Raw genomic sequence first — 21965 nt, forward strand, 5'->3', positions numbered from 1 at the left:
AAATGGCATTTGCCCCACTGCTTGAACGCCAGCGCGTCCGTTTGCTGCTGGCGCTGATACTCGGAGCCAGCGGTACGCTGGCTTTTTCTCCTTACGATATCTGGCCCGCGGCCATTCTCTCCCTGATGGGGCTTCAGGGTCTGACCCTGAATCGTCGTCCGGTACAGGCCGCCGCTATAGGCTACTTCTGGGGACTGGGGCTGTTTGGCTCCGGCATCAACTGGGTCTATGTCAGCATCGCCCAGTTTGGCGGTATGCCAGGGCCGGTTAACGTCTTCCTGGTGGTATTGCTCGCCGCGTATCTCTCGCTCTATACCGGTCTGTTCGCAGGCATCCTTTCTCGCCTGTGGCCAAAAACCACCTGGCTGCGCGTCGCCATTGCCGCGCCGGTTGTCTGGCAAATTACCGAATTCCTGCGCGGCTGGGTACTCACCGGCTTCCCGTGGCTGCAGTTCGGCTATAGCCAGATTGACGGCCCGCTAAAAGGACTGGCGCCGGTAATGGGCGTTGAGGCGATCAACTTCCTGTTGATGGTGGTGAGCGGACTGCTGGTACTGGCGCTGGTCACGCGCTGCTGGAAGGCGCTGGCTGTGGCGCTGGTGCTGTTCGCCCTGCCCTTCCCGCTGCGTTATATTCAGTGGTTCACGCCTGAGCCCGATCGCACCATGCAGGTTTCCATGGTGCAGGGGAATATCCCACAGTCTATGAAGTGGGATGAGAAAGAGCTGCTGAATACGCTGAAGATCTACGCCAACGCCACCGAAGAGGTGATGGGTAAATCACAGCTGATTATCTGGCCGGAGTCTGCGATCCCCGATCTTGAAATTAACCAGCAGCCGTTCCTCAACATGATGAACGACCTGCTGCTTGCGCGCGGCAGCACGCTGATCACCGGGATTGTCGATGCGCGTCTGAATCAGCAGAACCGCTACGACACCTATAACAGCATCATTACGCTCGGGAAAGATAGCGAGTACAGCTACCACTCCACTGACCGGTACAACAAGAACCACCTGGTGCCGTTTGGTGAATTTGTCCCGCTGGAGTCGATTCTGCGCCCGCTGGCCCCGTTCTTTGACCTGCCGATGTCCTCTTTTAGCCGCGGCCCGTACGTACAGCCTCAGCTGCACGCGCACGGCCTGGCCCTGACGGCGGCCATCTGCTACGAAATCATTCTCGGCGAGCAGGTACGAGATAACTTCCGCCCGGATACTGACTATCTGCTGACCATCTCCAACGATGCCTGGTTTGGTAAGTCAATCGGCCCGTGGCAGCACTTCCAGATGGCACGCATGCGCTCCCTGGAGCTGGCGCGTCCGCTGCTGCGCAGCACCAACAACGGCATCACCGCTGTGATTGGTCCGCAGGGTGAAATTCAGGCGATGATCCCACAGTTTACCCGTGAGGTACTGACCACTAACGTCACGCCAACCACGGGGTTGACGCCATACGCCCGTACCGGCAACTGGCCGCTGTGGATTTTGACCGTGCTGTTCGGGTTTGGCGCGGTGCTGATGAGTCTGCGTCAGCGTCGTAAATAACCTTACCTTCTGTTGCCGGGTGGCGCTGACGCTTACCCGGCCTACTTTCCCATGCTGTAGGTCGGGTAAGGCGTAGCCGCCACCCGACAATTCCCTCCAGACTCCCATTCTGGCACGCCTATTGCTTTGTTTATTCAGGTAAACGCAGTTTGGCTTAACGTGCAACTTTGTCGCACCAGCGTAGATCACCGGTAGCACCGAAACGGTGCAACGGGAGATATTTGCCTCTGAATGGTGCGGCGCGCTTCGCAAAAATAAACAATAACGCAGCAAAATCTTTACATTAAGCCAGACTAAATGTTAACAAGCTTGCATAACACTGCACTCGCATTGCGCGAGATATAACAACATCACAATGGGTATCAAAGCGTCTCTGGCGCTGATAAAAAAGGAGTTGGGTATGCAATTACGTAAACTGGCCACAGCAATGCTGGTGATGGGAATGTCTGCTGGCGTTGTTCACGCTGAAGATGCGCCGGCAGCAGGCAGCACTCTCGACAAGATTGCCAAAAACGGCGTCATCGTGGTCGGCCACCGTGAATCTTCTGTCCCGTTCTCTTACTACGACAACACGCAAAAAGTCGTGGGCTATTCACAGGATTACTCCAACGCCATCGTTGAAGCTGTGAAGAAAAAGCTGAACAAACCTGACCTGCAGGTGAAGCTGATCCCAATCACTTCACAGAACCGTATTCCACTGCTGCAAAACGGCACCTTTGACTTCGAGTGTGGCTCCACCACCAACAACCTCGAGCGTCAGAAACAGGCTGCCTTCTCTGACACCATTTTTGTCGTGGGCACCCGTCTGCTGACGAAGAAAGGCGGTGAGATCAAAGACTTCGCTGACCTGAAAGGCAAAGCGGTTGTTGTGACCTCCGGTACCACTTCAGAAGTGCTGCTGCACAAACTGAACGACGAGAAGAAAATGGATATGCGCATCATCAGCGCGAAAGACCATGGCGACTCCTTCCGTACCCTGGAAAGTGGCCGTGCCGTCGCGTTTATGATGGATGACGCCCTGCTGGCGGGCGAGCGTGCGAAAGCGAAAAAACCAGACAACTGGGATATCGTCGGTACCGCGCAGTCGAAAGAAGCCTACGGCTGTATGCTGCGTAAAGACGATCCGCAGTTCAAAAAGCTGATCGATGACACCATCGCTCAGGTACAGACCTCCGGCGAAGCGGAAAAATGGTTCGACAAGTGGTTCAAAAACCCGATTCCACCAAAAAACCTGAACATGAATTTTGAACTGTCTGAAGACATGAAAGCGCTGTTCAAATCTCCAAATGACAAGGCTCTTAACTAATTAGAACAACAGGGGCGGGATCTCCTGCCCTCTCGATTGTCGGGAAGCATGGACAGACTATACGTTGAGTGGTCGTTCCCCACTCAGCGCGAAAAATGAGCTTCTCACCAATCTTCGAGGGTAGCGCTGCTACCCTTTTTTTTCTGGAGTTTATTATGTCAATAGACTGGAACTGGGGCATATTCCTGCAACAAGCCCCGTTCGGCAACACCACCTATCTTGGCTGGCTGTGGAGCGGCTTTGAGGTCACCGTGGCATTATCGATAACGGCGTGGATTATCGCGTTTCTTGTCGGTTCTTTGTTCGGTATTCTGCGCACCGTCCCTAACCGTTTTCTTTCAACACTTGGCACTCTGTATGTGGAACTGTTCCGTAACGTTCCGCTTATCGTGCAATTCTTTACCTGGTATCTGGTTATCCCGGAACTGCTGCCGGAAAATATTGGCATGTGGTTCAAGTCGGAACTGGATCCGAACGTACAGTTCTTTGTCTCCTCCATGATGTGTCTGGGGCTGTTTACCGCTGCCCGCGTTTGCGAGCAGGTGCGTGCCGCCATTCAATCATTACCCCGTGGACAAAAAAATGCGGGCCTGGCGATGGGGTTAACCCTGCCACAAACCTACCGCTATGTGCTGCTGCCGAACGCCTATCGCGTTATCGTTCCCCCGATGACCTCTGAGATGATGAACCTGGTGAAAAACTCGGCCATCGCCTCAACGATCGGCCTGGTCGATATGGCTGCGCAGGCGGGCAAGCTGCTGGATTACTCCGCCCACGCGTGGGAGTCCTTCACCGCGATCACGCTCGCGTATGTTCTGATTAACACTTTCATCATGCTGGTGATGAACCTGGTTGAACGCAAAATCCGCCTGCCGGGTAATCTGGGGGGCAAATAATGTACGAATTTGACTGGAGTTCTATCGTTCCATCCATGCCTTACCTGCTTGATGGCCTGGTGATTACCTTAAAAATCACCGTTATTGCCATCATCATTGGTATCGTCTGGGGTACCCTGCTGGCCGTCATGCGCCTGTCGAGCTTTAAGCCGTTCGCCTGGTTTGCGACCGCCTACGTTAACGTGTTCCGCTCCATCCCGCTGGTGATGGTGCTGCTGTGGTTTTACCTGATTGTGCCCGGCTTCCTGCAGAACGTGCTGGGGCTGTCGCCGAAAACTGATATCCGTCTGATCTCCGCCATGGTGGCGTTCTCGATGTTTGAGGCCGCTTACTATTCAGAGATTATCCGAGCGGGCATTCAGAGTATCTCCCGCGGGCAATCCAGCGCCGCGCTGGCGCTGGGAATGACGCACTGGCAGTCCATGCAGCTCATTATTCTGCCGCAGGCGTTTCGCGCCATGGTTCCACTCCTGCTTACCCAGGGTATCGTGCTGTTCCAGGATACCTCACTGGTCTACGTTCTGAGTCTGGCAGACTTCTTCCGTACCGCGTCAACCATCGGTGAACGTGATGGTACGCAGGTCGAAATGGTGCTCTTTGCGGGTGCGGTCTATTTTGTGATTAGTTTAAGCGCGTCGCTGTTGGTCAGCTGGCTGAAGAAAAGGACGGTATAATGATTTCCCTGAAAAATGTTTCTAAATGGTATGGGCACTTTCAGGTGCTGACCGACTGCTCCACTGAAGTCAAAAAAGGCGACGTGGTGGTGGTGTGCGGGCCGTCCGGCTCCGGTAAATCGACGCTGATCAAAACCGTCAACGGACTGGAGCCGGTGCAGCAGGGTGAGATCGTCGTCAACGGCACCAAAGTCAACGACAAGAAAACCAACCTTGCCCAGCTTCGCTCTCACGTTGGCATGGTGTTCCAGCATTTTGAGCTGTTCCCTCACCTTTCCATTATTGAGAACCTGACGCTGGCGCAGGTAAAAGTGCTTAAGCGTGATAAAAAAGCGTCGCGCGAGAAAGGTCTGAAACTCCTGGAACGCGTTGGGCTTTCGGCGCATGCCGATAAGTTCCCGGCACAGCTTTCTGGCGGCCAACAGCAGCGTGTGGCGATCGCCCGCGCGCTGTGCATGGATCCGGTGGCGATGCTGTTTGATGAGCCAACGTCGGCGCTCGATCCAGAGATGATCAACGAAGTGCTGGACGTGATGGTCGAGCTGGCGCACGAAGGGATGACCATGATGGTGGTAACCCACGAAATGGGCTTTGCCCGTAAAGTGGCCAACCGCGTGATCTTTATGGACGAAGGGAAAATTGTCGAAGACTCACCGAAAGAAGAGTTCTTCGCTAACCCGAAATCCGAGCGTGCAAAAGACTTCCTCGCCAAAATCCTGCATTAATCTTCCCGGTGCGCAATCCGCGGATTGCGCACTGCTTCACGCTTTAGATTTCTTCCTCTATTCGGCGTCACATCGCAGCGTTAACCTTGTCACAAAATAACGCTACGTATGGAGAACGCTATGGCACAGCCTATTATTCTCGATTGCGATCCGGGTCATGATGACGCGATCGCACTCGTCCTCGCTCTTGCCTCCCCTGAACTCGACGTGAAAGCAGTAACCTCGTCCGCCGGAAACCAGACGCCGGATAAAACCCTGCGCAACGTGCTGCGCATGCTCACGCTGCTCAAACGCACCGATATTCCTGTCGCCGGCGGGGCCGTGAAGCCGCTGATGCGCAAGCTGATTATTGCCGACAACGTTCATGGTGAAAGCGGACTTGACGGTCCGGCACTGCCGGAGCCCGGTTTCATGCCGCAAAGCTGTACCGCCGTCGAGCTGATGGCAAAAGTGCTGCGCGAAAGCGCGGAACCGGTAACACTGGTGGCAACCGGACCGCAAACCAACGTTGCGCTGCTGCTGAACAGCCATCCTGAGCTGCATAATAAAATTGCCCGTATCGTCATCATGGGCGGGGCCATGGGGCTGGGCAACTGGACGCCTGTGGCGGAGTTCAACATCTTTGTCGACCCGGAAGCCGCTGAGATTGTCTTCCAGTCCGGCTTACCGATTGTGATGGCGGGACTGGACGTTACCCATCGCGCGCAGATTATGGCGGAAGATATTGAGCGTTTCCGCTCGGTGGGCAATCCGGTTGCGACAACCGTGGCCGAACTGCTCGACTTCTTTATGGAGTATCACAAAGCCGAGAAGTGGGGCTTCCACGGCGCACCCCTGCACGATCCGTGCACCATAGCCTGGCTACTGAAGCCGGAAATGTTTACCACGGTGGACAGATGGGTTGGCGTTGAGACGCAGGGAAAATACACCCAGGGAATGACGGTGGTGGATTATTACTCGCTGACGGGCAATGCGCCGAATACCAAGGTGATGGTGGACATCGACCGGGAGGCGTTTGTGGATTTGCTGGCGGAGAGACTGGCTTACTATAGTGCGGCCTGATGCCCTCACCCTGGCCCTCTCCCACGGGGAGAGGGAATAAACCTGCGCTTTTACCTAGGGCTCAAACGGCCGACGCTGGAACTGATCGTGGCCGCATTTCGGACACAGCGGCAGGACATCCGGCGTATACACCGCGATATGGTGGTGGCAATTCTCGCACACCAGATTTCCCAACCCGACCACCTCACCGCTGTGATACACACCGTGATGGTTCAAATCCTGAAAGACCTCGCGCCACTCCAGCTGCGTTTTATCCGTGATATCGGCCAGCTCTTGCCACAGGCTCTCTTTAATCACCCGCATAAAAACGCTGTCCGTGACCTCCTCCTGACTCTCCTGGTAGCTGCGCGCGAACTCTTCCAGATCGCGACGCACGGCGCGCGTCACCTCTTCCACTTCGGTTCGCGTTAACTCACCCGTTTGCGTCACGCGGGCACGCGCTTGATCCACCAGCGCATCGATATCTCTCTCGCCGTTACGCAGCCGTTCCGTCAGTGTCGCCACCAGTTCGCGGTAAAATTGAGCAACCTTGTTCATCATTTTGCCTCCCGGGTAAGTAACTATTTCTAATAATAGACCTTATTTCATCGCCGCTTTGTCAGGTGAAGCACAGACCCGGTAAATTCCTGCAAAGCGCATTTGTGCGAAAGGCTGTTTTGACGCGGGCGTTTGGGCTATGCTATGCGGATCTGAATGACCACATCCATTGGCTACATTTGTAGCTGTATTGAAAACAGGACCACTGGCTGCCATGCAAGAGCAATACCGCCCGGAAGAGATAGAATCAAAAGTCCAGCAACACTGGGACGAGAAGCGCACCTTTGAAGTAACCGAAGACGAGAGCAAAGAGAAGTATTACTGCCTGTCGATGCTTCCCTATCCTTCTGGTCGACTACACATGGGCCATGTGCGTAACTACACCATCGGCGATGTGATTGCACGTTACCAGCGCATGCTGGGCAAAAACGTTCTGCAGCCTATCGGCTGGGATGCGTTCGGTCTGCCTGCGGAAGGCGCGGCGGTCAAAAACAACACCGCACCGGCGCCGTGGACGTACGACAACATCGCGTACATGAAAAACCAGCTCAAAATGCTGGGCTTTGGCTATGACTGGAGCCGCGAGCTGGCAACCTGTACCCCGGAATACTATCGCTGGGAGCAGAAGTTCTTCACCGAGCTGTACAAAAAAGGCCTGGTATATAAGAAGACCTCTGCCGTTAACTGGTGTCCGAATGACCAGACCGTTCTCGCTAACGAGCAGGTTATTGATGGCTGCTGCTGGCGCTGTGACACGAAAGTTGAGCGTAAAGAGATCCCACAGTGGTTTATCAAAATCACCGCTTACGCTGATGAGCTGCTGAACGATCTGGATAACCTGGACCACTGGCCAGATACCGTTAAGACCATGCAGCGCAACTGGATCGGCCGTTCTGAAGGCGTAGAAATTACCTTCAACGTTGAGAACTACGACCAGACCCTGACTGTCTACACCACCCGTCCGGACACCTTCATGGGCGCGACCTACCTGGCCGTGGCCGCAGGTCACCCGCTGGCGCAGAAAGCGGCAGAAAACAATCCGGAACTGGCTACCTTCATCGACGAGTGCCGCAACACCAAAGTGGCCGAAGCCGATATGGCGACGATGGAGAAAAAAGGCGTCGCGACAGGCTTTTACGCTAAGCATCCACTGACTGGTGAAGCGATCCCGGTCTGGGCAGCGAACTTCGTTCTGATGGAGTACGGTACAGGCGCAGTAATGGCTGTTCCGGGCCACGATCAGCGCGACTACGAGTTTGCCACTAAATACAGCCTGCCGATTAAAGCCGTTATTCTGGCCGCCGATGGTTCTGAACCAAATCTGTCCGAACAGGCGCTGACTGAAAAAGGTACCCTGTTCAACTCCGGTGAATTTAGCGGTCTGAGCTTCGAAGAGGGCTTCAACGCCATCGCCGATAAGCTGGCCTCTCTGGGTGTAGGTGAGCGTAAAGTTAACTTCCGTCTGCGCGACTGGGGCGTGTCACGTCAGCGTTACTGGGGTGCGCCAATCCCTATGGTGACGCTGGAAGATGGCACCGTGATGCCAACGCCAGAAGATCAGCTCCCGGTGATCCTGCCGGAAGACGTGATCATGGACGGTATCACCAGCCCGATCAAAGCCGATCCTGAGTGGGCAAAAACCACCGTTAACGGTCAGCCTGCGCTGCGTGAAACTGACACCTTTGACACCTTTATGGAGTCTTCCTGGTACTATGCGCGCTACACCTGCCCGCAGTATCAGGACGGTATGCTCGATTCCGATGCGGCAAACTACTGGCTGCCGGTAGACATCTACATCGGCGGCATTGAACACGCCATCATGCACCTGCTCTACTTCCGCTTCTTCCACAAACTGATGCGCGATGCGGGCATGGTGAACTCTGACGAACCAGCAAAACAGCTGCTGTGTCAGGGCATGGTACTGGCAGATGCATTCTATTACGTCGGTGCAAACGGCGAGCGTAACTGGGTTTCTCCGGTTGATGCGATCGTTGAGCGCGACGAGAAGGGCCGTATCGTTAAGGCGAAAGACGCCGAAGGTCATGAACTGGTCTACACCGGCATGAGTAAGATGTCCAAGTCTAAAAACAACGGTATCGATCCGCAGGTGATGGTTGAGCGTTACGGTGCGGATACCGTGCGTCTGTTCATGATGTTTGCCTCTCCGGCGGACATGACCCTGGAATGGCAGGAGTCTGGCGTGGAAGGCGCGAACCGCTTCCTGAAACGTGTCTGGAAACTGGTTTACGAGCACACCGCACTGGGCGATGCCCCGGCGCTGAACGCCGACGCACTGACTGAAGATCAGCAGGCGCTGCGTCGTGATGTTCATAAAACGATTGCGAAAGTAACCGATGATATTGGTCGTCGTCAGACCTTCAATACCGCAATTGCGGCTATTATGGAACTGATGAACAAGCTGGCGAAAGCCCCGCAGGACGGCGAGCAGGATCGTGCCTTAATGCGTGAAGCGCTGCTGGCCGTTGTTCGCATGCTGAACCCGTTCACTCCGCACGTTAGCTTTACCCTGTGGCTGGAGCTGAAAGGCGAAGGCGATATCGACAACGCGCCGTGGCCGCAGGCTGACGAATCAGCGATGGTGGAAAATACGACGCTGGTTGTAGTCCAGGTAAACGGCAAAGTCCGCGGTAAAATTACCGTGGCGGTCGATGCAACCGAAGAACAGGTTCGCGAGCGCGCAGGCCAGGAAACTCTGGTCGCAAAATATCTTGAGGGCGTTACCGTACGTAAAGTGATCTACGTACCGGGTAAACTGCTCAATCTGGTCGTTGGCTAAGCGCGGGAGGAAACGTGCGACAACTGGCAACAATACTCTTATCTCTGGCGGTGCTTGTCACCGCTGGCTGTGGCTGGCACCTGCGCAATACCACGGCGGTGCCTGCTCAGATGAAAACGATGATTTTCGACTCATCAGATCCGAATGGTCCACTCAGCCGGGCAATTCGTAATCAGCTGCGTCTGAACGGCGTTGAGCTTGTTGAGAAACAAACGCTGCGTCAGGATGTACCGTCTCTGCGTGTTATAGGAAGTGGTCTGTCGAGAGATACTGCCTCTATCTTCCAGGATGGTCGTACCGCTGAATATCAGATGGTGTTGACGGTCAACGCGGCAGTTCTGATCCCGGGTAAAGACATCTATCCAATCAGCACGAAAGTGTACCGTTCATTCTTCGATAACCCGCAGACGGCGCTGGCAAAAGATGCCGAACAGCAGATTATCATCAACGAAATGTACGACAAGGCGGCGGAACAGCTGATCCGTAAACTGCCAAGTGTTGCAGCGTCTACTAAACAAGGATCTGACATTGTTGAAAAACCGGTTGCTGGCACGCTTCCTGCTGCTAACTCTCTGGGTAAATGATGATCAGGCTGTATCCTGAACAACTCCGCGCGCAGCTCAATGAAGGGCTGCGCGCGGCGTATCTGCTGCTTGGAAACGATCCGCTATTACTTCAGGAAAGCCTGGATGCCGTGCGGCATGCCGCCGCCGCTCAGGGTTTCGATGAACACCACACTGTCCAACTGGACAACAACACCGACTGGAACGCCCTCTTCTCGCTTTGTCAGGCGATGAGCCTTTTTGCATCGCGCCAGACAATTCAGCTCCTGCTGCCGGAGAACGGTCCTAACGCGGCCATGAATGAGCAACTCGCCACCCTGGTCAGCCTGTTACACAGCGATCTGCTCTTTATTGTGCGTGGCAACAAGCTTACCAAAGCACAGGAAAACGCGGCGTGGTTTACCCAGCTCGCTACCCACGCGGTGCAGGTCACCTGTCAGACGCCTGAACAGACGCATCTGCCCAAATGGGTGGCAGCGAGAGCGAAGCAGAACAACCTTCAGCTGGATGATGCGGCGAATCAACTGCTCTGCTACTGCTATGAAGGTAACCTGCTGGCCCTGGCGCAGGTGCTGGACAGACTCTCCCTGCTCTGGCCGGACGGCAAACTAACCTTGCCGCGCGTCGAGCAGGCTGTTAACGACGCGGCGCACTTCACGCCGTTCCACTGGGTGGACGCGCTGCTGTCGGCGAAGAGCAAACGTGCCCTGCATATTCTGCAACAGCTGCATCTTGAAGGGAGCGAACCCGTTATTCTGCTGCGTACGCTGCAGCGCGAATTACTGCTGCTGATTACGCTCAAGCGTCAGTCTGCCCATACGCCGTTGCGTGCTCTGTTTGATAAACACCGCGTGTGGCAAAATCGCCGGGCTTTGATTACCGAGGCCGTCAACCGCCTGAGTCATGAACAGCTTCGTCAGGCGGTACAGCTTCTGATGCGCGCTGAGCTCACGTTAAAACAAGATTACGGCCAGTCGGTCTGCGCGGAGCTGGAAAGCCTTTCTCTGCTGCTCTGCCACAAGGCGCTGGCAGACGTTTTTATTGATGGATAGTATGCATTCTTTACAGGCCTTGTATGGCGGCACTTTCGACCCGGTACATTACGGGCATCTGAAGCCGGTTGAAATTCTGGCGAATCTGATTGGCCTTCAGCGCGTCACCATCATGCCCAATAATGTCCCGCCCCATCGCCCACAGCCCGAGGCGACCAGCGAGCAGCGAAAAGAGATGCTCGCCCTTGCTATCGCAGATAAACCGCTTTTCCGACTTGATGAGCGTGAGCTGCGTCGCGATACGCCCTCCTGGACGTCTCAGACGCTTCAGGAGTGGCGCGCCGAACAAGGGCCAGACCAGCCGCTGGCTTTTATCATCGGCCAGGATTCCCTGCTGAATTTCCCCACATGGCATCAGTATGAAACCATTCTGGAGAACAGCCATCTGCTCGTCTGCCGCCGCCCAGGCTATCCGCTGACCATGCGCGAAGAGCAATACCAGCAGTGGCTGGAAGACCATCTCACCGATAACGTTGAAGATCTTCACAATCAGCCTGCCGGAAAGATTTATCTGGCGGAAACGCCGTGGTTCGATATCTCTGCGACCCTCATTCGTGAGCGTTTACAACAGGGTTTAGCGTGTGACGATCTGCTGCCGACCCCGGTGCTGGCCTATATCCATGCGCACGGTTTGTATCAGAAAAGCGCAGATGAATAGCCGGAGGGCATAAAAAGCGGCTTATTGTTTATCCTGCCTTGACAGGGTAAGCCATACTGTTATTCTCCGCTGCCAGACTTTCCCGCCGATCATTGCTTTACAGAAATTGTTTTACAAAAATGGCGATGCAATCTCAGGCGGAGGGTGGGATGATACCCGCCTTCAAAAGCCCGGCCGGAGACATTTGTCCCGATACAGGCGTGAGTTCAGGTATACTGTCTGGCTACGAATTCAAAGTTTTACAATCTCATTCACCCCAGGGGGAAAACTTGCAGGGTAAAGCACTCCAGGATTTTGTTATTGACAAAATTGATGACCTGAAAGGTCAGGACATCATCGCTATCGACGTTAAGGGTAAATCCAGTATTACCGATTGCATGATCATCTGCACCGGTACATCGACGCGTCATGTTGTTTCGATTGCCGATCACGTGGTTCAGGAATCGCGTGCAGCAGGGCTGTTGCCGCTGGGTGTTGAAGGTGAAGCGACGGCTGATTGGGTGGTTGTCGACCTCGGCGATGTGATTGTCCATGTCATGCAGGACGAGAGCCGTCGTCTGTATGAGCTGGAAAAACTCTGGGGTTAATGCGTGAAGTTGCAGCTGGTCGCCGTCGGCACCAAAATGCCGGACTGGGTACAAACCGGTTTTACTGAATATCTGCGTCGTTTTCCCAAAGACATGCCGTTCGAACTGGTGGAAATTCCCGCCGGTAAGCGCGGCAAGAACGCGGATATCAAACGTATTCTCGATAAAGAGGGTGAACTGATGCTGGCTGCCGCAGGCAAAAACCGCATCGTCACCCTCGATATTCCAGGAAAACCCTGGGATACGCCGCAGCTGGCGCACGAACTGGAGCGCTGGAAGCAGGATGGCCGTGACGTCAGTCTGTTGATTGGCGGACCTGAAGGGTTATCCCCCGCCTGCAAAGCGGCGGCTGAACAAAGTTGGTCCCTCTCCGCGCTGACGCTTCCCCACCCGCTCGTTCGGGTACTGGTGGCAGAAAGCCTGTATCGCGCGTGGAGCATTACTACCAACCACCCCTATCACCGCGAGTAATGACTGACCAGGGTAGATTAAGCAGCGGATGAAACTACAGAATTCTTTTCGCGACTATACGGCTGAGTCCGCGCTGTTTGTGCGCCGGGCGCTGGTCGCCTTTACCGGGATTTTGCTGCTTACCGGCGTGCTGATCGCCAACCTTTATAATCTGCAAATTGTCCGCTTTACCGATTACCAGACGCGTTCAAACGAAAACCGTATTAAGCTGGTGCCTATCGCACCCAGCCGCGGCATTATTTACGATCGTAACGGCACTCCGCTGGCGTTAAACCGCACCATCTATCAAATCGAGATGATGCCGGAAAAAGTCGATAATGTTCAGGATACGCTGGAAGCGCTGAAAAGCGTTGTCGACCTTAACGATGACGATATCGCGGCTTTCAAAAAAGAGCGCGCCCGCTCTCATCGTTTCACCTCCATTCCGGTTAAAACCAATCTGACGGAAGTCCAGGTGGCCCGCTTTGCGGTGAACCAGTACCGTTTCCCCGGCGTGGAAGTGAAGGGGTATAAGCGTCGTTACTACCCCTACGGCTCCGCGCTGACGCATGTGATTGGCTACGTCTCCAAGATTAACGACAAAGACGTCGACCGCCTTGATAAAGACGGCAAGCTGGCAAACTACGCTGCAACGCACGATATCGGTAAGCTGGGAATCGAACGTTACTACGAAGATGTTCTGCATGGGCAAACCGGCTATGAAGAGGTTGAGGTTAACAACCGTGGCCGCGTGATTCGCCAGCTGAAAGAAGTGCCGCCTCAGGCGGGGCATGACGTCTATCTGACGCTCGATCTTAAACTTCAGCAGTATATCGAAACCCTGCTGGCGGGCAGCCGCGCTGCCGTTGTGGTTACCGATCCTCGTACCGGCGGTATCCTGGCGATGGTCTCTATGCCTAGCTATGACCCGAACCTCTTCGTTGACGGCATCTCCAGTAAAGACTATTCCGGTCTGCTGAATGACCCGAACACGCCGCTGGTGAACCGCGCGACGCAAGGGGTTTATCCGCCGGCATCAACGGTTAAACCTTACGTGGCGGTCTCTGCGCTGAGTGCTGGCGTCATCAACCGTAATACCAGCCTGTTTGACCCTGGCTGGTGGCAACTGCCAGGTTCAGATAAGCGCTATCGTGACTGGAAAAAATGGGGCCACGGTCATCTGAACGTCACCAAATCGCTGGAGGAATCTGCGGATACCTTCTTCTATCAGGTGGCGTATGACATGGGTATCGACCGCCTGTCCGAGTGGATGAGCAAATTCGGCTACGGGCATTACACCGGCGTTGACCTTTCAGAAGAACGTTCTGGCAACATGCCAACGCGTGAATGGAAGCTGAAGCGCTTTAAAAAACCGTGGTATCAGGGTGACACCATTCCGGTGGGTATCGGCCAGGGCTACTGGACGGCGACGCCGATTCAGATGAACAAAGCCATGATGATCCTCATCAATGACGGCGTGGTAAAAGTGCCTCACCTGCTACAGAGTACGGTTGAAGACGGTAAAAAAGTGCCGTGGAACCAACCGCACGAGGCTCCGGTGGGTGACATTCATTCCGGCTTCTGGGAAATTGCGAAAGACGGTATGTACGGCGTGGCAAACCGTCCGAACGGTACCGCGCATAAGTACTTCACCGGTACGCCGTACAAAGTGGCCGCGAAATCCGGTACTGCACAGGTGTTTGGTCTGAAAGCCAACGAAACCTATAACGCGCACCGCATTGCTGAACGTCTGCGTGACCATAAGCTGATGACGGCGTTTGCCCCTTATGATAACCCGCAGGTCGCGGTGGCGATGATTCTGGAGAACGGCGGTGCCGGGCCAGCTGTAGGGACCATCATGCGCCAGATCCTTGACCACATTATGCTGGGTGATAACAACACCGAACTGCCGGCTGAAAACCCGGCCGCCGCTGCGGCGGAGGACCAATAATCATGACGGATAATCCAAATAAAAAATCGCTGTGGGACAAAATCCACATCGACCCAGCCATGCTGCTGATCCTGCTGGCTCTGCTGGTTTACAGCGCCCTGGTTATCTGGAGCGCCAGCGGCCAGGACATCGGCATGATGGAGCGCAAAATCGGCCAGATCGCCATGGGTCTGATCATTATGGTGGTGATGGCGCAAATCCCGCCGCGCGTCTATGAAGGCTGGGCGCCCTACCTCTACATTTTCTGTATTATTTTGCTGGTTGCGGTAGATGCGTTTGGCGCCATTTCAAAAGGGGCGCAGCGCTGGCTGGATCTGGGCGTTGTCCGCTTCCAGCCTTCGGAAATTGCCAAAATCGCCGTTCCATTGATGGTCGCTCGCTTTATCAACCGCGACGTCTGTCCGCCATCTCTGAAAAATACCGCCATCGCGCTGGTGCTGATTTTCCTGCCGACGCTGCTGGTTGCGGCGCAGCCTGACCTTGGCACCTCAATCCTTATCGCCCTTTCCGGCCTGTTTGTCCTTTTCCTGTCGGGACTGAGCTGGCGTCTGATTGGTATCGCGGTAGTGCTGATTGCGGCGTTCATTCCTATCCTCTGGTTCTTCCTGATGCATGATTACCAGCGCCAGCGCGTTATGATGCTGCTCGATCCGGAAACCGATCCGCTGGGCGCGGGCTATCATATTATTCAGTCCAAGATTGCGATTGGCTCCGGCGGGCTACGCGGTAAAGGCTGGCTGCACGGCACGCAGTCGCAGCTGGAATTTTTACCGGAACGCCACACCGACTTTATCTTTGCCGTACTGGCGGAAGAGTTGGGGCTGGTCGGCATCTTAATTTTGCTGGCGCTGTACGTACTGCTGATCATGCGGGGATTGTGGATTGCAGCGCGCGCACAAACCACGTTTGGTCGCGTCATGGCGGGCGGGTTAATGCTGATTTTATTCGTTTATGTCTTCGTAAATATTGGTATGGTGAGTGGTATTCTGCCGGTGGTAGGCGTACCGCTGCCGCTGGTGAGTTACGGAGGCTCGGCACTGATCGTGTTGATGGCCGGGTTTGGTATCGTGATGTCGATCCATACCCACAGAAAAATGTTGTCAAAAAGCGTATAAAAATAAGGGGATCGGAATGCGTAAGCAGTGGCTGGGGATCTGCATCGCGGCAAGTTTACTTGCAGCCTGCACAAGTGATGATGGTCAGCAACAGGCAACCGTCGCGCCGCCGCAGCCTGCGGTATGTAATGGCCCGATCGTTGAAATCAGCGGAGCCGATCCCGTTTATGAACCGCTGAATGCCAGTGCCAATCAGGATTACGAGCGCGACGGCAAAAGCTACAAAATTGTTCAGGATCCTTCCCGTTTCAGTCAGGCGGGCTTTGCCGCCATTTATGATGCCGAGCCAGGCAGTAACCTGACGGCTTCCGGGGAAGCGTTCGACCCAATGCAACTGACGGCGGCACACCCAACGCTGCCGATTCCGAGCTACGCCCGTATCACCAACCTGGCAAATGGCCGGATGATCGTCGTGCGTATCAACGACCGCGGCCCCTACGGGAATGACCGGGTGATTTCCCTGTCGCGCGCGTCTGCCGATCGCCTGAATACGTCGAACAACACCAAAGTCCGTATTGACCCGATTATCGTCGCGCAGGATGGTTCGCTCTCCGGGCCGGGTACCGCGTGTACGACGGTGGCAAAACAGACCTATGCCCTTCCTGACCGCCCAAATCTTGACGGCGGAATGGGAAGCGTCTCGTCTCCGGCAGAGCCTGCTCAGCCGGGGGGAGAAATACGCCCGATCAGCAATGACACGCTGCAAAGCGAGGACGCTACCGGCGCGCCGGTAAAGAGTAGCGGCTTTCTTGGCGCACCGACGACCTTAGCCTCGGGCGTGCTGGAAGGCAGTGAACCGACTCCGGCCCCTGCTCCCGTTGCTGCGCCAGCGACCCAGCCGGCTCCCGTAACGGCACCAGCAGCCACGCAAAGTGCGGCGGTAGCGGCTCCGGCAGCGGCCAGCGGCAGCTATGTGGTTCAGGTAGGCGCAGTGAGCGATCAGGCCCGAGCCAAACAGTATCAACAGCGTCTCAGCCAGCAGTTTGGCGTACCAGGACGCGTTGAGCAGAACGGCGCGGTCTGGCGCATTCAGATGGGGCCGTTTGCCAGCAAATCGCAGGCAGCATCCCTGCAGCAGCGTCTGCAGAATGAAGCTCAACTTCAGTCATTTATCGCTGCTGCGAAATAATGAACCGGCGGTATCCGAATTGTCAGTTAGTGTAAAACACATTCACAAACTCATGCTTAAAGTCGGATGCCTGCCTGAATAGCATTTGCTATAGTAAGGCACTTTTTTTAATTCCATCACGGATGTCGTAGTTCTGACCATGAAGACCACTTTTTCTGCTCGTTTTGTGCAGCGCATGGCGCTGACCACGGCCCTTTGCGCTGCTGCGCTCTCTGCAGCTCACGCTGATGACCTGAATATCAAGACCATGATCCCTGGCGTTCCGCAAATCGACGCGGAATCCTACATCCTGATCGATTACAACTCTGGCAAAGTGCTGGCAGAACAGAATGCCGATGCCCGCCGTGACCCGGCCAGCCTGACCAAGATGATGACCAGCTACGTTATCGGCCAGGCGATGAAGGCAGGTAAATTCAAAGAATCGGATCTGGTCACCATCGGTAACGATGCGTGGGCAACCGGGAACCCTGTCTTCAAAGGTTCCTCTCTGATGTTCCTGAAGCCAGGCATGCAGGTTCCTGTTTCCCAACTGATTCGTGGTATCAACCTGCAGTCGGGTAACGATGCCTGCGTGGCAATGGCCGATTTCGCCGCCGGTAGTCAGGATGCCTTCGTAGGTCTGATGAACAGCTATGTTACCGCGCTGGGTCTGAAAAACAGCCATTTCCAGACCGTACACGGCCTGGACGCAGACGGTCAGTACAGCTCCGCACGTGATATGGCCCTGATTGGTCAAGCGCTGATCCGCGATGTACCTAATGAATACTCTATCTATAAAGAGAAAGAGTTCACCTTCAACGGTATTCGTCAGACCAACCGTAACGGTCTGCTGTGGGATAACAGCCTGAACGTTGACGGTATTAAAACTGGCCACACAGACAAAGCGGGCTACAACCTGGTGGCCTCTGCCACTGAAGGTCAGATGCGTCTGATCTCTGCCGTGATGGGCGGCCGCACCTTTAAAGGTCGTGAAACAGAAAGCAAGAAACTGCTGACCTGGGGCTTCCGTTTCTTCGAAACCGTGAATCCACTGAAAGCAGGCAAAGAATTTGCGTCTGAACCCGTCTGGTTCGGCGACAACGACCGTGCTTCTCTCGGCGTTGATAAAGACCTCTACCTGACCATTCCGCGCGGTCGTATGAAGGATCTGAAAGCCAGCTACGTACTGAACAGCACCGAGCTGCATGCCCCACTGCAGAAAAACCAGGTGGTGGGCACGATCAACTTCCAGCTGGATGGAAAAACAATCGATCAGCGTCCGCTGGTTGTCCTGCAAGAAATTCCTGAAGGCAATTTCTTCGGCAAAATCATTGATTACATTAAATTGATGTTCCATCACTGGTTTGGTTAAAAATTGAACACTTGAAAGTGTGATTTTGATCCCCATATACTAAGTATCCTGATAACTCCCACCTGACGTGGGAGTTATTATTTTTTGACGTTACGCCGGAGCTGACATGAAAACCAAACTTAACGAACTGCTTGAATTCCCTACCTCATTTACCTACAAAGTAATGGGTCTGGCGAAACCTGAGCTGGTTGATCAGGTGGTTGAAGTGGTACAGCGCCATGCGCCGGGTGACTACTCTCCGTCAGTAAAACCAAGCAGCAAGGGCAACTACCACTCGGTTTCTATTACCATCACTGCGACACACATTGAGCAGGTGGAAACGCTGTACGAAGAGCTCGGCAATATCGAAATTGTTCGTATGGTGCTGTAGTCCCTTTGCGGTTACCCGGTTTGCCGGGTAACCCCTCTCCCCGCTGTGATATACTCCCCCACACCTTTAGTCCCTCGTCTTCGGAGACGCAGTTTTGTATCAGGATAAAATTCTGGTCCGTCACCTCGGGCTGCAACCTTATGAGCCTGTCTCCCAGGCTATGCATGATTTCACCGATTCACGCGATGACAGCACTCCAGATGAAATCTGGCTGGTCGAACACCTGCCGGTATTTACGCAGGGTCAGGCGGGTAAAGCAGAACATCTATTAATGACGGGAGATATCCCGGTTATCCAGAGCGATCGAGGCGGTCAGGTGACTTATCATGGGCCCGGGCAGCAGGTGATGTACGTCCTGCTAAATCTGAAACGCAGAAAGCTGGGCGTGCGTGAACTGGTTACCTTGCTGGAACAAACTGTCGTCAACACGCTGGCGGAATATGGTATTGACGCGCATCCACGCGCCGATGCGCCGGGCGTCTACGTTGGGGAAATGAAGATCTGCTCTCTGGGGTTGCGTATTCGTAAAGGCTGCTCATTCCATGGCCTGGCCTTGAATATTAATATGGATCTCGCGCCTTTCCAGCGCATAAACCCCTGCGGCTACGCTGGCATGGAAATGACGCAAATGCGCCAGTGGATAGAAACCGCTACGCCAGAAAACATTCGTCCCGTGCTTTTGAAGAACGTGTTAGCACTACTTAACAATCCACCACACGAATATATCCCTGCTTAATATATCGTACAACAGGGCTCGATAATTTGACGGGCCACTGTTTATTTACCGCTTTGGCACTTTACAATAATCCACAGATTCTATATTTTCGAAGCGCCCGAATATTACCGCTACATATTATTTAGCCTCCAGCACGCACGGCAAACACGGCATAAGTAACGTGAGCAATTATCACACAACTGTTTGCTTTTGATAAACAAGTGAAACAAAACCAACACTTTACGAATCTCTACAAGCATAATAAATAAATTCAACTATCATTCATATTGTGAATGTATACGGAGTGAAAGCGTGGAGTATAATAATTTACCAGCCAAACGACTGAATGAACCTGGTGGCGAAGACAAGCCGCAAATTTTTCGGACTTTACGTAATATTGATCTCAATTTACTGACTATTTTTGAGGCAGTATATGTCCATAAGGGTATCGTTAACGCTGCGAAAATTCTTAATCTCACGCCATCAGCAATAAGCCAGTCAATCCAAAAGCTACGCGCTATATTTCCTGACCCGTTATTTATCCGTAAGGGCCAGGGGGTAACGCCGACGGCTTACGCCACGCATCTCCACGAGTACATCAGCCAGGGGCTGGAGTCGATTCTGGGGGCTCTGGATTTAACCGGGAGCTATGATAAGCAAAGAACCATCACCATCGGCTGTTCCCCTTCTGTGGGTGTGCTGGTGATGCCGGCGATCTTCCAGGCCGTGAAAGAGCATGCTCCGCAGCTCCTGCTTCGCAATGTGCCTCTCAATGAACCTGACATTCAGCTTGCCCAGTTCCAGACGGACCTGATTATTGAAAGCGGCAGCTTCAGTGCCCGAGCGCTGGGGCAAAATGTGCTCTATGCAGATAACCTGGTGCTGGTTTGCCGGCAGCAGCATCCGGTTCTCAACGAACCGCTGACCATCGAAAACCTGCGCAATTACGACCACTCGTCTTTCATGACCGAAGGGCAGTCTAACCATGCACTTCGTCAGCGTATTGATGAAATTTTCCCGGAACGTCAGATCAGCTTCAGCAGTTACAATATGTTCACCACCGCGTCACTGATCGGCAGCAGCGACATGCTGTGTGTTATGCCATCACGCCTGTACAGCCTGCTCCGAAAATGCTGGCCGCTGGAAAGCATACCGCTCAGTCAGCTTAATGCGGAATCTATTGAGATTTCACTGCATTACAACAAGCTGAGTTTGCGCGATCCGGTCCTGGAAAACGTCATCCGCATTATCCGTCAGGCCTTCTGACAGGTTTAGCCAGCACAAGTCCCTGCAACAGGCAGGGCAAAAGGCACAAAACAACAACTATTTTACAAATTGGCGATCTGGCAGGCTGCTTTAACGACCGTTTCAATGATATACTGCCTGTCGTTCGTTCAAAAATAGTTGATAAATACAACATTCCCTTGAATTGAAACGCTTTCCTTCGATATTCGCAACTGGAACACGCACGCTATGAGTAAACCCATTGTGATGGAACGCGGTGTTAAATACCGCGATGCCGATAAAATGGCCCTTATCCCGGTTAAAAACGTGGCTACAGAGCGCGAGGCGCTGTTAAGAAAACCGGAATGGATGAAAATCAAACTTCCGGCCGATTCTTCGCGTATCCAGGGGATCAAAGCGGCGATGCGCAAGAATGGCCTTCACTCCGTGTGTGAAGAAGCCTCTTGTCCGAACCTTGCTGAATGTTTCAATCATGGTACCGCGACGTTTATGATTCTGGGTGCTATCTGTACCCGCCGCTGCCCGTTCTGCGATGTTGCTCATGGCCGTCCAGTCGCACCTGATGCTAACGAACCCCAGAAACTGGCGCAGACCATCGCCGACATGGCGCTGCGTTATGTGGTTATCACCTCCGTTGACCGTGACGATCTGCGTGACGGTGGTGCTCAGCACTTCGCCGACTGTATTACGGCCATTCGCGAGAAAAGCCCTAACATCAAAATCGAGACGCTGGTACCTGACTTCCGCGGCCGTATGGACCGCGCGCTGGATATCCTGACCGCAACGCCGCCAGATGTGTTTAACCACAACCTGGAGAACGTGCCGCGTCTCTACCGTCAGGTCCGCCCGGGTGCTGACTATAACTGGTCTCTGAAACTGCTGGAGCGTTTCAAAGAAGCACATCCGCATATTCCGACCAAGTCTGGTCTGATGGTGGGTCTGGGTGAAACCAATGATGAAATCATTGAGGTGATGCGCGATCTTCGCCGCCACGGTGTGACCATGTTGACCCTGGGACAGTATCTGCAGCCAAGCCGTCACCACCTGCCGGTACAGCGCTACGTGAGCCCGGACGAGTTCGATGAAATGAAAGCCGAAGCGATGGCGATGGGCTTCACCCACGCAGCCTGCGGCCCATTCGTTCGCTCCTCATACCATGCCGATATGCAGGCAAAAGGCGAAGAAGTTAAATAATGCTGTAATATTCATTTACAGTAATACAAAAAAACCGGCCTCATGAG

At 54.1% G+C, this 21965-nt stretch carries 21 protein-coding genes; 20 read left to right on the top strand and 1 reads right to left on the bottom strand.

Annotation, left to right across the window (positions count from 1 at the left end):
- The first annotated feature begins 2 nt into the window (after positions 1-2).
- The 6 genes from lnt to rihA all read left to right on the top strand — a co-directional run bounded on the left by lnt (position 3) and on the right by rihA (position 6204).
- The gene (gene lnt, locus FU672_RS08185) at positions 3-1541 is read left to right on the top strand and encodes an apolipoprotein N-acyltransferase (protein WP_148242853.1); all 1539 of its coding nucleotides are present in this window, start codon (positions 3-5) and stop codon (positions 1539-1541) included.
- 400 nt (positions 1542-1941) lie between these two features.
- Positions 1942-2847 (top strand): amino acid ABC transporter substrate-binding protein, encoded by a 906-nt coding sequence (locus FU672_RS08190; RefSeq protein WP_023334902.1) that lies wholly within the window; start codon positions 1942-1944, stop codon positions 2845-2847.
- Positions 2848-3002: 155 nt separating this feature from the next.
- Positions 3003-3743 (top strand): amino acid ABC transporter permease, encoded by a 741-nt coding sequence (locus tag FU672_RS08195; protein ID WP_148242854.1) that lies wholly within the window; start codon positions 3003-3005, stop codon positions 3741-3743.
- On the top strand, positions 3743-4417 hold the full coding sequence (gene gltK / locus FU672_RS08200) for a glutamate/aspartate ABC transporter permease GltK (RefSeq protein WP_023334900.1): 675 nt from the start codon (positions 3743-3745) through the stop codon (positions 4415-4417). The genes FU672_RS08195 and gltK overlap by 1 nt, the downstream gene beginning before the upstream one ends.
- Complete coding sequence (locus FU672_RS08205; RefSeq protein WP_014883001.1) at positions 4417-5142, top strand: amino acid ABC transporter ATP-binding protein; 726 nt, start codon at positions 4417-4419, stop codon at positions 5140-5142. The genes gltK and FU672_RS08205 overlap by 1 nt, the downstream gene beginning before the upstream one ends.
- 120 nt (positions 5143-5262) lie before the next feature.
- Positions 5263-6204 carry a pyrimidine-specific ribonucleoside hydrolase RihA gene (gene rihA / locus FU672_RS08210; RefSeq protein WP_148242855.1) on the top strand — a complete coding sequence of 314 codons (942 nt, stop codon included), beginning with the start codon at positions 5263-5265 and terminating at the stop codon, positions 6202-6204.
- Positions 6205-6258: 54 nt separating this feature from the next.
- On the opposite strand, the gene FU672_RS08215 is transcribed toward rihA, so the two are convergent.
- Complete coding sequence (locus FU672_RS08215) at positions 6259-6741, bottom strand: zinc ribbon-containing protein (RefSeq protein ID WP_148242928.1); 483 nt, start codon at positions 6739-6741, stop codon at positions 6259-6261.
- Between the two features lie 214 nt (positions 6742-6955).
- Here FU672_RS08215 and leuS point away from each other — a divergent pair, with 214 nt between their 5' ends.
- From leuS to lipA, 14 genes are all read left to right on the top strand, one after another.
- Positions 6956-9538, top strand: coding sequence for a leucine--tRNA ligase (gene leuS, locus FU672_RS08220; protein ID WP_148242856.1), 2583 nt, complete (start codon positions 6956-6958; stop codon positions 9536-9538).
- Between the two features lie 14 nt (positions 9539-9552).
- A complete protein-coding gene (lptE, locus tag FU672_RS08225; protein WP_148242857.1) occupies positions 9553-10122 on the top strand; it encodes an LPS assembly lipoprotein LptE in 570 nt (189 codons plus the stop codon).
- Positions 10122-11153, top strand: a complete 1032-nt coding sequence (gene holA, locus FU672_RS08230) for a DNA polymerase III subunit delta (protein ID WP_148242929.1) — start codon at positions 10122-10124, stop codon at positions 11151-11153. Before lptE ends, holA begins: the two co-directional genes overlap by 1 nt.
- The gene (gene nadD / locus FU672_RS08235; protein ID WP_029740134.1) at positions 11146-11811 is read left to right on the top strand and encodes a nicotinate-nucleotide adenylyltransferase; all 666 of its coding nucleotides are present in this window, start codon (positions 11146-11148) and stop codon (positions 11809-11811) included. Before holA ends, nadD begins: the two co-directional genes overlap by 8 nt.
- 269 nt (positions 11812-12080) lie before the next feature.
- Entirely contained in the window at positions 12081-12398 is a 318-nt protein-coding gene (gene rsfS / locus FU672_RS08240; RefSeq protein WP_023334893.1) for a ribosome silencing factor, read from the top strand.
- 3 nt (positions 12399-12401) lie between these two features.
- Positions 12402-12869 (top strand): 23S rRNA (pseudouridine(1915)-N(3))-methyltransferase RlmH, encoded by a 468-nt coding sequence (rlmH, locus tag FU672_RS08245; protein ID WP_003858701.1) that lies wholly within the window; start codon positions 12402-12404, stop codon positions 12867-12869.
- A 28-nt stretch (positions 12870-12897) separates the two neighbouring features.
- Positions 12898-14799, top strand: coding sequence for a peptidoglycan DD-transpeptidase MrdA (gene mrdA / locus FU672_RS08250; RefSeq protein ID WP_047061344.1), 1902 nt, complete (start codon positions 12898-12900; stop codon positions 14797-14799).
- Between the two features lie 2 nt (positions 14800-14801).
- Positions 14802-15914 carry a peptidoglycan glycosyltransferase MrdB gene (gene mrdB, locus FU672_RS08255; RefSeq protein WP_023310746.1) on the top strand — a complete coding sequence of 371 codons (1113 nt, stop codon included), beginning with the start codon at positions 14802-14804 and terminating at the stop codon, positions 15912-15914.
- Positions 15915-15930: 16 nt separating this feature from the next.
- Positions 15931-17043, top strand: coding sequence for an endolytic peptidoglycan transglycosylase RlpA (gene rlpA, locus FU672_RS08260; protein ID WP_148242858.1), 1113 nt, complete (start codon positions 15931-15933; stop codon positions 17041-17043).
- Positions 17044-17182: 139 nt separating this feature from the next.
- Entirely contained in the window at positions 17183-18394 is a 1212-nt protein-coding gene (gene dacA, locus FU672_RS08265) for a D-alanyl-D-alanine carboxypeptidase DacA (RefSeq protein WP_014069323.1), read from the top strand.
- A gap of 106 nt (positions 18395-18500) precedes the next feature.
- The gene (ybeD, locus tag FU672_RS08270; RefSeq protein ID WP_006177135.1) at positions 18501-18764 is read left to right on the top strand and encodes a DUF493 family protein YbeD; all 264 of its coding nucleotides are present in this window, start codon (positions 18501-18503) and stop codon (positions 18762-18764) included.
- A gap of 94 nt (positions 18765-18858) precedes the next feature.
- The gene (gene lipB / locus FU672_RS08275) at positions 18859-19500 is read left to right on the top strand and encodes a lipoyl(octanoyl) transferase LipB (RefSeq protein ID WP_148242859.1); all 642 of its coding nucleotides are present in this window, start codon (positions 18859-18861) and stop codon (positions 19498-19500) included.
- A gap of 291 nt (positions 19501-19791) precedes the next feature.
- Complete coding sequence (locus FU672_RS08280; protein ID WP_148242860.1) at positions 19792-20745, top strand: YbeF family transcriptional regulator; 954 nt, start codon at positions 19792-19794, stop codon at positions 20743-20745.
- Between the two features lie 207 nt (positions 20746-20952).
- Positions 20953-21918, top strand: coding sequence for a lipoyl synthase (lipA, locus tag FU672_RS08285; RefSeq protein WP_013097595.1), 966 nt, complete (start codon positions 20953-20955; stop codon positions 21916-21918).
- Positions 21919-21965: the final 47 nt, after the last annotated feature.

The sequence above is a fragment of the Enterobacter asburiae genome, from assembly GCF_008080435.1.
Classification (GTDB): domain Bacteria; phylum Pseudomonadota; class Gammaproteobacteria; order Enterobacterales; family Enterobacteriaceae; genus Enterobacter; species Enterobacter asburiae_C.

Bases quoted from the DNA above. Each gene is read 5' to 3' on its own strand.
- lnt (WP_148242853.1), top strand. From the start codon at position 3: ATGGCATTTGCCCCACTGCTTGAACGCCAGCGCGTCCGTTTGCTGCTG.
- FU672_RS08190 (WP_023334902.1), top strand. From the start codon at position 1,942: ATGCAATTACGTAAACTGGCCACAGCAATGCTGGTGATGGGAATGTCT.
- FU672_RS08195 (WP_148242854.1), top strand. From the start codon at position 3,003: ATGTCAATAGACTGGAACTGGGGCATATTCCTGCAACAAGCCCCGTTC.
- gltK (WP_023334900.1), top strand. From the start codon at position 3,743: ATGTACGAATTTGACTGGAGTTCTATCGTTCCATCCATGCCTTACCTG.
- FU672_RS08205 (WP_014883001.1), top strand. From the start codon at position 4,417: ATGATTTCCCTGAAAAATGTTTCTAAATGGTATGGGCACTTTCAGGTG.
- rihA (WP_148242855.1), top strand. From the start codon at position 5,263: ATGGCACAGCCTATTATTCTCGATTGCGATCCGGGTCATGATGACGCG.
- FU672_RS08215 (WP_148242928.1), bottom strand. From the start codon at position 6,741: ATGAACAAGGTTGCTCAATTTTACCGCGAACTGGTGGCGACACTGACG.
- leuS (WP_148242856.1), top strand. From the start codon at position 6,956: ATGCAAGAGCAATACCGCCCGGAAGAGATAGAATCAAAAGTCCAGCAA.
- holA (WP_148242929.1), top strand. From the start codon at position 10,122: ATGATCAGGCTGTATCCTGAACAACTCCGCGCGCAGCTCAATGAAGGG.
- nadD (WP_029740134.1), top strand. From the start codon at position 11,146: ATGGATAGTATGCATTCTTTACAGGCCTTGTATGGCGGCACTTTCGAC.
- mrdA (WP_047061344.1), top strand. From the start codon at position 12,898: ATGAAACTACAGAATTCTTTTCGCGACTATACGGCTGAGTCCGCGCTG.
- mrdB (WP_023310746.1), top strand. From the start codon at position 14,802: ATGACGGATAATCCAAATAAAAAATCGCTGTGGGACAAAATCCACATC.
- rlpA (WP_148242858.1), top strand. From the start codon at position 15,931: ATGCGTAAGCAGTGGCTGGGGATCTGCATCGCGGCAAGTTTACTTGCA.
- dacA (WP_014069323.1), top strand. From the start codon at position 17,183: ATGAAGACCACTTTTTCTGCTCGTTTTGTGCAGCGCATGGCGCTGACC.
- ybeD (WP_006177135.1), top strand. From the start codon at position 18,501: ATGAAAACCAAACTTAACGAACTGCTTGAATTCCCTACCTCATTTACC.
- lipA (WP_013097595.1), top strand. From the start codon at position 20,953: ATGAGTAAACCCATTGTGATGGAACGCGGTGTTAAATACCGCGATGCC.